Origin of the sequence: Rhodoferax sp., from assembly GCF_028688795.1 — a bacterium.
Taxonomy (GTDB): domain Bacteria; phylum Pseudomonadota; class Gammaproteobacteria; order Burkholderiales; family Burkholderiaceae_C; genus Rhodoferax.
In genome coordinates this window covers 54,798-67,291 of record NZ_JAQTXM010000016.1, presented here as the reverse complement: position 1 = coordinate 67,291, position 12,494 = coordinate 54,798, and the positions used below count along the sequence as shown (strand labels likewise).

Annotated in this window: 7 protein-coding genes and 1 pseudogene; 3 read left to right on the top strand and 5 right to left on the bottom strand. The window is 58.6% G+C overall.

Annotated features, from left to right (window positions below; genetic code table 11):
- Window positions 1–2 precede the first annotated feature (2 nt).
- Together PHQ58_RS13225 and PHQ58_RS13220 are read left to right on the top strand one after the other, a co-directional pair.
- Entirely contained in the window at window positions 3–1,727 is a 1,725-nt protein-coding gene (locus PHQ58_RS13225; RefSeq protein WP_300111677.1) for an ABC transporter permease, read from the top strand.
- 1 nt (window position 1,728) lies between these two features.
- Window positions 1,729–2,376, top strand: a complete 648-nt coding sequence (locus PHQ58_RS13220) for an ATP-binding cassette domain-containing protein (RefSeq protein WP_300111675.1) — start codon at window positions 1,729–1,731, stop codon at window positions 2,374–2,376.
- A gap of 113 nt (window positions 2,377–2,489) precedes the next feature.
- Here PHQ58_RS13220 and PHQ58_RS13215 read toward each other — a convergent pair whose 3' ends face one another.
- Window positions 2,490–5,378, bottom strand: a complete 2,889-nt coding sequence (locus tag PHQ58_RS13215) for an EAL domain-containing protein (protein WP_300111673.1) — start codon at window positions 5,376–5,378, stop codon at window positions 2,490–2,492.
- A 308-nt stretch (window positions 5,379–5,686) separates the two neighbouring features.
- Here PHQ58_RS13215 and PHQ58_RS13210 point away from each other — a divergent pair.
- Window positions 5,687–6,202, top strand: a pseudogene (locus tag PHQ58_RS13210) (methyl-accepting chemotaxis protein); the annotation flags it as partial.
- Between the two features lie 322 nt (window positions 6,203–6,524).
- Here PHQ58_RS13210 and PHQ58_RS13205 read toward each other — a convergent pair.
- From PHQ58_RS13205 to PHQ58_RS13190, 4 genes are all read right to left on the bottom strand, one after another.
- A complete protein-coding gene (locus tag PHQ58_RS13205) occupies window positions 6,525–7,166 on the bottom strand; it encodes a nucleoside/nucleotide kinase family protein (RefSeq protein WP_300111671.1) in 642 nt (213 codons plus the stop codon).
- Window positions 7,163–9,451, bottom strand: a complete 2,289-nt coding sequence (gene selD / locus PHQ58_RS13200; protein WP_300111669.1) for a selenide, water dikinase SelD — start codon at window positions 9,449–9,451, stop codon at window positions 7,163–7,165. Before selD ends, PHQ58_RS13205 begins: the two co-directional genes overlap by 4 nt.
- Window positions 9,451–11,664, bottom strand: coding sequence for an FAD-dependent oxidoreductase (locus tag PHQ58_RS13195; protein ID WP_300111667.1), 2,214 nt, complete (start codon window positions 11,662–11,664; stop codon window positions 9,451–9,453). Before PHQ58_RS13195 ends, selD begins: the two co-directional genes overlap by 1 nt.
- 76 nt (window positions 11,665–11,740) lie before the next feature.
- Entirely contained in the window at window positions 11,741–12,382 is a 642-nt protein-coding gene (locus PHQ58_RS13190) for a DedA family protein (RefSeq protein WP_300111665.1), read from the bottom strand.
- Between the last annotated feature and the right edge of the window lie 112 nt (window positions 12,383–12,494).

Here is a 12,494-nt window from a genome sequence, read left to right as displayed (position 1 = left end):
ACATGCCTGCTGATTTTGGCGTAGACCGCAGCGCACGTCGGGTGTCCGACGCTGCGGATGTCCCCCAGCTTGGGGCTGGCCCGAGCCTCCTCCTTGATTTGGCAAAACCCCAAGTCCACGCTTCGGCAGACACCCGACGCACGCTGCTCGCCGCTTTGCCGGTTTTGTTGATCTTTGGCCCGGTGTTACCCGGCTTGGTGTGGGCCATGGCACCCACACTGGACACCGCCGTCTGGCTGGCGCTTTGGCAAAACGCCGAATGGCCCCAGGCCTTGCGCGCCACCCTGGTGTCATCCCTGTTGGGCAGCGGGCTGGCGTTTGCGCTGGCTGTTGCCTTGGTCACCCTGCACTACCCTGGCGCTATGTGGCTGAGATTGCAGCGGCGTTTGCCACTGCTGCTGGCCGTGCCACACGCCGCCTTTGCCGTGGGCTTGTTTTTTTTGATAGCGCCTTCCGGTTGGTTGGCAAGGGCTACAGCCCAGTTTCTTCAATGGACATCACCGCCGGACTGGGTCACCGTGCAAGACCCATACGGGTTGAGCCTGGCGCTGGCGCTGGCCATCAAAGAAAGCTGGTTTTTACTCTGGGTGTTGGCGGCGCTGCTGGGCGAACAACAGTTACGTCGTCGAATGGTGGCGGCGCGCGCGCTGGGCTACGGCAGGCTGCAAGTCTGGCGGCTGATTTTGTGGCCGCAACTGCTGCCGCGACTGGCCTGGCCGCTGGTGGCAGTGCTGGCCTATGGCTTGTCGGTGGTTGACATGGCCATCATCCTGGGACCCAACACACCACCCACGCTGGCCGTACTGATCTGGCGCTGGCTGAGCAACCCAGACCCCGCTTTTCAAGCCATGGGCAGCGCTGCATCCGTGGTTTTGTTGCTGATTCTGTTGCTGGTAGCCGCTGCGGTGCACAGCTTTTGGCAATGGCGGCAAGCCCACCGGGCTTACCCCAGCGGCATGCGCCACCCAACGCGTGCCCTGCGCTGGCTTAACCTGCACACACCGCTGTATGCCACGGGCTATTTGGTGGTGGCGGTGCTGCTGGTCTGGTCGTTTGCCGAAACCTGGTTTTTTCCGGCCCTGTGGCCTGACAGCCTGTCTTGGCATAGTTGGCTGAGCGCCGACTGGGCACCGTTCTGGACCACGCTGTGGCTGGCCAGCGCGGCCAGCTTGTTGTGCCTGCCTGCCGCGCTGGTCTGGCTCGAATGGGGCCCCCGGCAACTCAACGCCGCGCTTTACCTGCCACTGATCATCCCCAGCCTGCCCCTGGTGGCGGGCCAATATGCATCGCTGCTGCACCTGAACCTGGACGGCACCGTGGCAGGTCTGGTGTGGAGCCATTTGTTGTGGGTGCTGCCCTACATGGTGCTGACCCTGGTGGGCGCTTATCGGGCGTTTGATGCCCGCCTACTAACCAGTGCCCGCGCTTTAGGCTGCAGCCGCTCTCAATCTTGCCTGCGCGTGAAATGGCCGCTGCTGTTGCGGCCCATTCTGGCCACGCTGGCCGTGGGTTTTACGGTAAGTGTGGCGCAGTATTTACCCACATTGTTTGCTGGCGGTGGCCGGTTTGTCACCGTCACCACCGAAGCCGTGGCCTTGAGCGCTGGCGGCAACCGGCGCGTGCTGGCGGTGCAAGCCCTGCTGCAAATTGCCTTGCCCTTGGCCGCTTTTGGCCTGGCAGCCCTGTTGCCCTATTGGGCAGGCCAACACCGAAAAGGATGGCGCTGACATGCTGCACATCAAGCATTTGACCCTGACACGTGGCCCCCACCCGCTGCTGACAGACCTGAACCTGTCGGTGCAAGCCGGTGAAATCGTCACCCTAGCGGGCGTGTCCGGCTCGGGCAAATCGACGCTGTTGAACTGGATGATTGGCGACCTTGACCCCGCGTTTACCGCCACCGGCGAGCTGTGGCTGAACGAACAACGCCTTGATGGCCTGCCAATTGAGCAGCGCCGCCTGGGCCTGCTGTTTCAGGACGACCTGCTGTTTGCCCATCTAAGCGTGGGGCAAAACCTGGCCTTTGCGCTGCCCTCAGCATTCTCAAAAAAGCAGGAGCGCCGCGGCCACATCGAGCAAACGCTCTCCGACATGGGTTTGGCCGGTTTTCATGACCGCGACCCGGCCACGCTGTCAGGCGGCCAGCGCGCGCGCGTCAGCCTGATGCGCACACTGCTGTCCCAACCCCAGGCGCTGCTGCTGGACGAGCCATTTTCCAAGCTCGACGCGGCGTTGCGCACCCAGTTTCGCGCCCTGGTGTTTGAGCAAATTGAGCGTCAACGCATTCCCACCCTGCTGGTCACACACGACCCGGCCGATGTGCCGCCAGGCGGGCGAGTAATTGAGATAAGCGATTGGCAAGACAACCCTGTTTGATCCTGGGCAGGTGATGGGCTTGCGACGCTGAATGCCGACTCCGCATGCGCCACCGAGGACTGGCAAGACCCTAAGCTGACACCCAACTTTTCAAAATGATCGCTCTCATGCCGTCATTCAGCGGCGGTTAAACAGCGGTTCACAAACGCCTCAAACGCTTCCAGTGGGAGTGGTCGACTGAACAGGTAACCCTGATAATCATGACACCCCATCTCCGCTAGTACATCGCGCTGACCAACAGTCTCCACCCCCTCCGCAATAACCGCTAGGTTCATGCTTTCTGCCAGTGCAATAACCATCTTGGCAATGGCCGCGTCATTGGGGTCAACCAGAATGTCGCGTACAAATCCCTGATCGATCTTGAGTTGATCCAGCGGCAAGCGTTTAAGGTAGACCAGGGACGAATAGCCGGTGCCAAAATCATCGAGCGAAAAACCTACCCCGTTGGTCTTGAGGGCAGTCATTTTTCCAATGATGGCCTCCACATCGTTTACCAGCATACTTTCAGTGAGTTCGAGCTTGAGTCGCTCAGGTCTGGCACCAGTGCGTTGAATAGTTTCAAGCACCTGCTCGACAAAGTCATTCTGGTGCAACTGGCGCGCACTGACATTGACCGCCACCTTGAGATAGGCGAAAGCTGGATGGTCGGCCCAAATTGCCAATTGGGTGCAGGCCGTTTCCAGTACCCAGTGACCAATTGGCAGAATTAATCCGGTATCTTCGGCCATAGGAATAAATTCGGCCGGTGACACCATGCCACGTACAGGATGTTTCCACCGAAGCAACACCTCTGCGCCCGTCAGTTGTCCGGCGCCAGTCACCTGTGCCTGGTAATACAGAACAAACTGTTCTTTCAGAATGGCTTCTCGCATATCTGCTTCGAGCATGGCGCGTGTTGTCACCACGGCTTGCATCTTGGGGTCGAAAAAGCGCAGGGTGTTGCGCCCTGCAGCTTTGGACTGGTACATGGCCAACTCGGCCTGCGTTAACAATTCATCAACGGCCACCTTCTGATTTCCAAACAAGGTGACCCCGATACTTGGTGTGCTGACATGCGAATAATTGGCCAGTTGGTAAGGCTGGTTGAGCGCAGCAAGGATTTTCTCGCCCACCATTTTTGCTTGGGCTGCCGCGTCCTGCGGGTTTTCGTTTAGATCTTCCAAAATCATCAGGAATTCATCACCGCCGGGGCGCGCCACGGTATCACCTTCGCGGATGCAACTGATTAATCGCTGGGTCACCTGCTGCAGTAACAAATCGCCAATGTCATGGCCAAGGGTGTCGTTGATGGTTTTGAAATTATCCAGATCAATCAACAACAAAGCGCCGTTTCTTTGCGTGCGGCTACTCGAAGCCAATGCATGTTGCAGGCGGTCCAGTAGGAGGCGACGGTTTGGCAGCTTGGTCAATGCATCGTAGAAGGCAAGTGTGTAGATCTTGTCCTCAGCAGCCTTTCGGTCGGTGATGTCAGATTTCACTGCCACATAGTGAGTCATCAAGCCGTCGTTCTGACGGATCGGCGAGATGACCGCCAATTCGGTAAATTGGCTACCGTCCTTGCGCTTGTTATTGAACTCGCCGCTCCAGGATTGGCCTTCGGTCACGGCCTTCCACAAGGCAGCATAGGTCTCCTTGGGGGTGTTACCTGATTGCAGAACGCGTGGATTCTGGCCGATCGCCTCTTCCCGGCTGTACCCGGTATTTCGGACAAAGGCTTCATTGACGTATTCGATCTTCGCCTCAAGGTTGGTGATAACAATACTTTCCGAACTTTGTTCCACAGCCTGCGACAGCTTTCGCAGTTGGACTTCGGCAGCTTTGCGCTCGGTGATGTCTTCGTAAATACCGAGTACGCCGATCACATCGTTGGTTTCATTGTGGAGGGGCACTTTGGACGTGCGCAGCCAGATTTGCTCCCCACTGCTTCGTGTCTGCGGCTCTTCAAAGCCGAGTTTGGGAAGATCGGCTTGCATGACCTGGTGGTCGTCAGCACGATAAAACTCGGCTTGCTCGCGCCAAGCCATTTGGTAGTCGTCTTTGCCGATCACGTTTTTTGGGGTGCCTTTTCCGGCATCAGAAGCAAAAAGCGTGTTGCAACCCAGATAGCGTTGTTCGAGGTCTTTCCAAAAAACGCGCACGGGAATCGCGTCAATCACGGTCTGTAGCAAGTTCTTGGATTCATACAGCCGCTGATAAGGCGTCCTGATGCTGTCGATAAAAATGCTGTTGTAAATAAAGCCATAGGCAATGACTTTATACATATGACCGAGTAGATTGAATACATCGGTGACGTCGGCATAGAGGGTGAAAAAGATCTCACTTAACGCCATCACGCTAACGGCGGCAAACAAGCCTGTCACGTCATAAGGCTGGGGCAGGCGCATTTGCTGCAGGAACCTTAAGGCAGCAATGATGTAGATGGCACAAAGAATGTATTCGCTGTTGACCTTGAAGGCGGTCAATCCGCGTCCGGGGATAAAGGTCGAGGGTGTCCAATCCGGTTGCAGCAAGCCGATCCAGCCCACAGTGGCCACCAGCAACAGCATTCCAGCCAGCACCACCCAGCGTGTAAGGGCGGATCGCGTCTGCCGCCATGGCAAAAACGCGATAGCCAGCAAGCCCAACGCACAAAGTGCTCGCGCCGCAAGCCAAAAATCAATCGCTTTTTCTGTCCCACTGGGCGTCACAAAATCGGGCATACCCGGGTACGACAGCGCGTGCAGCAGATCGAGTATTGCCACGCCGCCAAAGGTGCAGGCAAGCAACATGAAGTTGCTCGGACGCTCCTTATCGTAGGCGCCCCATCCCACTGCAAACACCAGAACGGCTATAACGATGGCGATGAATTCGAGCAGGGTATGAAGAGGGGCGTAGTTGGCTATTCCCTTGGCCGAAAAAAGTGGTGGGGCCAACCAGACAAAGATCTGAATTGCCGCTAAAACCAACAATATCCAGAAGATCGGCCGTAGTGCGATTCGATATTTTTGATAAAGCAGCACCACGTTGTCCTCATTGAAGTCGGGAAAATATGAAAATCTTGCACTCTGTATGCGATATTAATCCCGCGATCAGCAAGCTTATCCTGTTTCCAGTCGGTTTTTTCCGAGCAAGTCGGAGGAGATTTGAACGGGCAGTTCATTGGTGACAAGTCAGTGGTGGCGTTTTTGAATCGTGGGACACATACTGGCCCGCTTCATTCCAGCCTCGGTTGGCGCTTTCGCACTCATGGGACGGGGTGTGGACGTGCGGTACTGAAGCGTTTGCGTATGGATTGGGGCAAAGTGGTTAAAGATCGCGCTTATGACGATTCGCCCGCGCCGGGGAACAGGGTCGTGATTTTGCGGTGGTCGCAAGCGAAGTGCGTTCATTGGCCGGCCGGTCGGCTGAAGCAGCCAAAGAGATCAAAGTCTTGATCAACACCAGTGTGGAACGTGTGGAGCAGGGCACTGTGTTGGCGGATCAGGCTGGAGCCACCATGAATGAAGTCGTGAGCAGTATCCAGCGCCTGACCGACATTGTTGGAGAAATCACGGCCGCCAGTCGTGAACAGGCCTCTGAGGTGTCGCAGGTCGGTGATGCCATCACCAGCATCGACCAGACCACCCAGCAAAATGCCGCACTGGTGGAGGAAATGGCGGCAGCCGCCAGCAGCTTGAAGAGTCAATCGCAGGATTTGGTGCAGACGGTGGTGGTGTTCAATCTGGGAGGCATTAACAGTCAACACAGTGCCGCCCTGCGCCCCAGCGCAGTTCGCGCCCCGGCAGCCATGGACAAAGCCTACAAGAGCCCGGAGCGGCGCACGCTGGGCGAAATTCGAGATTCCTAGGTAATGATTTCATTGGCATTGAAGGACGCAATGACTGAGATCCCGTCCGCTGCGAGAGACGAAGTCCGGACTGAGGTGGATCGCTATTTGTACCGACTTCGTGAGGCCAAGCGGAGAAGTTTTGATTGAGCAAAAGCAGCCGAGCTGTGATTCGATTCGCACTTTGACTTCCACATTGCGGGTATTCGCGGGTGACGGGTAACACTGCACTGCTGACAACCAGTCACTGTCATAGGCATCAAAACCACCCAATCAAAACTCAACGAGTGATGAAGAAAAGCATCGACTGATTGGTCTGCAAACTACATCAACGGCTGATGCTTCAATGCCACGGCATACACAAGCTGGCGTGCTTGCGAGTTTGCGCAATTCGCACCGCGTTGGGCTCATCCGTGCTGGCGATCCAGTCCAGCGCTTGCTGCTCACTTCGGCCAAATTGCATGTGACGCGCCAGTAGCCGGGCTTGGCGCAACTCATCGGGCACCTCCAGAAACCAGGAATCGTCCACCACCTCACGTACCTGACACCATGGGGCATCGTCCATCAACAGGTAATTGCCCTCGATGATGACCAGCGGCGTGCTGGCCCGCACCGCAATGGCACCGGCAATGGCTTCTTCAATGTCACGTCGGAACTCAGGGGCGTACACCGCGCCATCACCCGGCTTTTGGTGCTTGATGCGTTGCAGCAGGTTGACAAACCCAGCGGAATCAAAGGTGTCTGGCGCACCTTTTCGGCTGCGCCGACCCAGGCGCTCAAGCTCGCTGTTAGCCAGATGAAAGCCGTCCATGGGCACCACTTGAACCGCGTCTCCATAGTGCGCCAGCAGCGCCTGGGCCAGAGTCGATTTGCCGGCACCCGGCTGCGCGACGATGGCAAGTATTTGGCGTGTGCCGCTTGAAAGCAAGTGCGCGACTCGCTGTTGACATAGGGCGGGAGGCGTCAGAAGAGCAGCTTGGGTCATGGTGTCAGTGAAATAGGGGGTTGCGCATCGCCTTGCGGCAACACACGTCCGATGATGGCGGCGTGGTCATAGCCCAAGCCCTGCAAGGCGGCCAGGCACGCCTTGGCGTTTTCAGCGGGCACACTGGCGAGCAGGCCGCCGGCTGTTTGCGGGTCAAAAATCAGCGGGTAACGCGGGTGACTGACGAACGCATCCTGGTTGCGCAACGCCCGCCGCAGGCGCACATTGGCCGCTTGCAATGAGCTCACTATGCCCGCCGCCACAGTGTCCTGCGCACCGTCCAGCAAAGGCAAGGCCGACAACACAATCTCTGCATCCACGCCCGACGGTTGGGTCATTTCCACCAGATGGCCGAGCAGGCCAAAGCCGGTCACATCGGTGCAGGCGGTGGCACCAAATTCACGCAGGCACTGGGCACCCTGGCGGTTGGACTGCAGCATGGACTGCAGTGCGGCATCAATCCAGCGGCCCTTGGCAGCCACTTGCGCGTGCGCAGCAAACAACGTGCCGGTGCCAAGGGGCTTGGTCAATACCAGCACATCGCCCGGCTGCATGCCACCCTTGCGCGTGACGTTGACCAAACATTCGTCAATCAGCCCGTTCACAGCAAAACCCAGCGCCAGCTCACTGCCCTCGCCGGTGTGGCCGCCCACCAGCGCGCAGCCCGCCTCGTTGAGCACCGCCACAGCGCCGCTCATCATTTGAAACAGCAGGTCCTCCACTTTGGTTTCCATCCCGGGCGGCAACGTGGCGATGGCGGTGGCGGTTTGCGGCTGCGCGCCCATGGCAAAAATATCGCCCAAAGCATGGTTGGCCGCGACTTTGCCAAACAGGTAGGGGTCGTCAATAAAGGCGCGGAAAAAGTCCACCGAATGCACCAGCGCCTGGCCCGGCGGCACGCGCACCACAGCGGCGTCGTCCGGGTCATGCAGGCCAATCAGCACATCGCCGCGTGGCACCACGGGCAGCTGGCTCAGCGCCCGTGACAGCACCGTGGCCCCCACTTTGGCGCCGCAGCCGCCACAGCGCATGGCCACGGCCGAAATGGCTTGCAAGGCTTCGTCCGGCTTCAGGGCCAGCAGCATCTGGGAGCTGCCGGGCGTGGCAGCGACCTTGGCCGGCATGGCCGGAAATTCGGAGAAATTGCGCATGAAACGCTGGTCAATCCAGTCTTTCCAGCGCCACACCCAATCGCCCCAAAAACCCAGGGCACCACGCGAGGCCACGGCGTAGCGGTTACCGGTGCTGATCAAGGCCAGCCAGCGCGATTGCGGACGGTAGGTTTGCAGCGCACGCCCCTGCACACTCAGGCGCAAGTTGTCTGCCAGCGGCCGGCCCATGCGCACGGCGAACACACCGGCTTTTTCCAGCGGGTAGTTTTGCATGTCGGCGATGTCACCTGCGGCAAAGATGGCCGGGTCAGTGAGTGTTTGCAGCTGGTTATTCACCTGTACAAACCCGCCTTCGTTCAAGGCCAAGCCGGTCCCTTGCAACCACGCAGCACCGCACGCTTGCGTGACCCACATGACCTCATCAGCCTCAAGCGCCAGGCCGTTGGCGCAGAGCAGCTGCGCCGCCTCAACTCGGGTCACCTCAGCGTTAATGTGCACCTGCACACCACGCTCGGCCAGCACGCTGACAAACTTTTGGCGCACCCGGGCGTTGTGCGTCGGCATGATGCTGTCGGCCGCACTGAGCAGGTGAAACTGCAGCAGTTCAGGATCACGCCCGCGCGATGTCAGCTCTTGACGCAAGCGGTATTGCATGGACAAAAGCAGCTCCACACCACCCGCCCCGGCCCCCACCACGGCAATGCGCAACAGGCCTTCTCTGTGCTGCTGAACCCGTGCCAGCAGCGCCAGCCAACGCTGGTTGAAACGGGTGATGGGTTTCACCGGTGTGGCAAATTCATTGGCGCCGGGCACGCTCAGGCGCGGGGTCGATCCAATGTTGATCGACAAACAGTCATAGGCCACCGGCGGGCGGTTGCGACACAACACTTTTTGCGCTACCCGGTCAATGCCCACCACCTCGTCGTGGTACAACCGGGCGCCGGCAAACACGGCCAGACGCGCCAGGTCAATGTGCACGTCGTCATAGCTGTAGTGGCCCGACACATAGCCGGGCAGCATGCCCGAATACGGGGTGTGGACATCGGTGCAGATGACCGTCAGGCGCACACCCGGCTCGGGCTGCATGCCAAAACGCTTGAGCACGACCACATGGCTGTGGCCACCGCCAATCAGCACAATGTCTCTGGCGATGGGTTGGTTGGGGTGTTGCATCAGAAATGGTTCCGTTTCCAGTCATGGTAGCGGCGCGCCCAAGCCAACAGCTTGTGCGGCTGGTGCGCCCGCTTCCACTCGCCCGCGGCGTATTTGCTGGCCTCTGACAGCGTGGGGTAGGTGTGGATGGTGCCCAGGATTTTGCTCAGGCCCAGGCCGTGTTTCATGGCCAGCACGTACTCGGCCAGCAGGTCGGCAGCGTGGGTGCCCACAAGTGTCACGCCCAGAATGCGGTCTTTGCCAGGCACCGTCAGCACCTTGACGAAGCCACGGGTTTGGCTGTTCGGCCCTTCATCACAGATTTGCCGATCCAGGTCGTCGATGTCATACCGGGTCACTTCAAACGCCACGCTTTGCGCCAGGGCCTCTTGCTCATTCAAGCCCACGCGGGCCACCTCGGGGTCAGTAAAAGTGGCCCATGGGATGACCGAATAGTCGGCCTTGAATTTTTTGAAGTCACCAAACAGTGCGTTCACCGCCGCGTACCAGGCCTGATGGGCGGCGGTGTGGGTGAACTGAAACGGCCCGGCCACGTCACCCACGGCATAAATGTTGGGGTAGATGGTTTGCAGGTAGTCGTTGATCTCAACCGTGCGCTGGGTCGGGATGCCAAGTTCTTCAAGCCCGTAACCATCAAGACGCGCCACCCGGCCCACGGCGCATAACAACTGGTCAAATTCAATGCGCAGCTCAATGCCCTGATGCACCACCACCAGCACACCGCCAGGCAAACTTGCCGCGCTGGTCGCCTCGACGCGCAAAGCCTTGTGGCCGGTCAGCACCGTCACCCCGTCTGCTCGCAGGGCGTCCGCCACCAGCGCGGACACCTCCACGTCTTCGCGCAGCATCAGTCGCGGCGCCATCTCGACCTGAGTCACCTGCGAGCCCAGACGGGCAAAACTTTGCGCCAGCTCGCAGCCTATCGGCCCGCCGCCCAGCACCACCAAGCGTTTTGGTGCGTCATCGAGCGTGGCAAAGACGTCCCACAAGGTGTCGCTGGTGACATAAGCCACGTCACTCAAACCCGGCAGCGGCGGCACCAACGGGCGTGCGCCGGCTGCAATGACGATGTTGCGGGTGGTCAGCAGCCGCTTGCCGCCATCGTTCAACGCAATCTCGACCGTCCAGGGGTTGATGATTTTGGCGTGGCCTTGCAGCACCTCCACGCCCAGGCTGGTGTAACGCTCAATGCTGTCATGCGGCGCAATGGAGGCAACAACCGCCTGGACACGCGCCATCACTTTTTTAAATAAAACTGGCTTGTAGCCCTTATCTTTATTGCGTGAGCAGCTATTTAACCCATAGCGTTCTGCATGTGCCATCTGGTGTGACAAGCGGGCGCTTTTGATCAGGGCCTTGCTCGGCACACAACCATAATTCAAGCAGTCGCCGCCCATCTTGTGCGCTTCAACCAGCGTCACCTTCGCTTTGACGGCCGCCGCAATGTAGGCCGACACCAAGCCGCCTGCGCCCGCACCAATCACCACCAGATTGCGCTCGAACGTCTTGGGCCGCACCGCCTTCCAGCGGGCATAAACCTGGCGCTTTTTGACGGCGTCCACGCCCTTGCGCGCCAGCAGCGGAAACACGCCCAGCAGCGCCAGCGAACCAATCAGGGTTGGGCTCAAAATGCCTTGCAACGACGTGATCTGTGACAGTTGCGTGCCCGCATTCACAAACACCGCCGTGCCCGCCAGCATGCCCAGCTGGCTCACCGCATAAAACACCCAAGCGCGCATCTTGGTCAGGCCCATCACCAGGTTGATGACAAAAAACGGCACCAATGGCACCAGGCGTAAGGTGAACAGGTAAAACGCACCGTCTTTCTCGATGCCCTGATTGATGTCGGCCAGGCGTTTGGCAAACCTGGCCTCGATGCTGTCGCGCAGTACAAAACGTGCGGTTAAAAATGCCAGCGTAGCCCCCAGGCTGGAGGCAAACGACACGATCAGCAGGCCCCAGCCCAGACCAAAAATCGCCCCGCCCGCCAGGGTGATGATGGTCGCCCCTGGAAAAGACAGCGCCGTGGCCAGCACATACACGCCGAAATACACCGCAGCCACGGTGAAAGGCTGGCGGGCGTACAGGTCCAAGAAATCCGACTGACTCTGCTTGAGGTAGTCCAGGCTCAGGTAACTACCCAGGTCCAGCGCCACAAAAGCCGCGATGGCGGCGGCAAAAAGCCCCAGGAGCGCAAATTTTTTGATGTTCATAGAAGAAAAGTATGGTCGCCGTTTTGTCTGAAAAGGCGCCCTTTTCTTACATCCAGATGGTCGCTATGACCCCCCATCAAGCGCTTTTTTTGCGAGCCCGCCAAGCCCCTGCCAGCACCATCAGACCGGGGATCAGAATCATCGCCCAGATGATTTTGTCCAGGTTCGCCTTGACCCAGGGAATACTGCCAAAAAAGTAACCTGCGGTGCAAATACCCAGCACCCAGAGCAGTGCACCCGCCACGTTGTATAGCGTGAACTTGAGGCGCGACATCTCCGCCACGCCTGCCACAAACGGCGCGAAGGTGCGCAAAAAAGGCATAAAACGTGCTGCCATGATGGTGATGCCACCGTATTTTTCATAAAACATGTGCGCACTGTCAAAGGCCGCTTTATTGAACCAGCGGGAGTTTTCCCACTTGAACACCTTGGGCCCGAAATAGCGGCCAATGCTGTAGTTGCACTGGTCGCCCAAAATGGCCGCCACGATCAGCAAGCTGCACGCCACCGGGTAACTCATCAGCCCGACACCGCACATGGCACCCACCACGAACAGCAAAGAGTCGCCCGGCAAAAAAGGCATGACAACCACGCCGGTCTCGACAAAAATGATCAAAAACAGCAGCGCGTAAGCCCACGCGCCATAGGTTTGCACAAACACCTCAAGGTGTTTGTCCACGTGCAAGATGAAGTCGAGAAGAAAAGTAATGAGTTCCATGGGTTGGGATTATCCCCGGCGCGAGGGATCGAACCCAGGCAGGCATAAGCCAGTCGCAAAGTCAAACATTAAAAATTAATTACAGAATGTGAAGTCCGCTTGATTTACATCA

Excerpts from the sequence above, each read along its gene's own strand:
- PHQ58_RS13190 (WP_300111665.1), bottom strand. The coding sequence starts at position 12,382 with ATGGAACTCATTACTTTTCTTCTCGACTTCATCTTGCACGTGGACAAA.
- PHQ58_RS13225 (WP_300111677.1), top strand. The coding sequence starts at position 3 with ATGCCTGCTGATTTTGGCGTAGACCGCAGCGCACGTCGGGTGTCCGAC.
- PHQ58_RS13205 (WP_300111671.1), bottom strand. The coding sequence starts at position 7,166 with ATGACCCAAGCTGCTCTTCTGACGCCTCCCGCCCTATGTCAACAGCGA.
- selD (WP_300111669.1), bottom strand. The coding sequence starts at position 9,451 with ATGCAACACCCCAACCAACCCATCGCCAGAGACATTGTGCTGATTGGC.
- PHQ58_RS13220 (WP_300111675.1), top strand. The coding sequence starts at position 1,729 with ATGCTGCACATCAAGCATTTGACCCTGACACGTGGCCCCCACCCGCTG.
- PHQ58_RS13195 (WP_300111667.1), bottom strand. The coding sequence starts at position 11,664 with ATGAACATCAAAAAATTTGCGCTCCTGGGGCTTTTTGCCGCCGCCATC.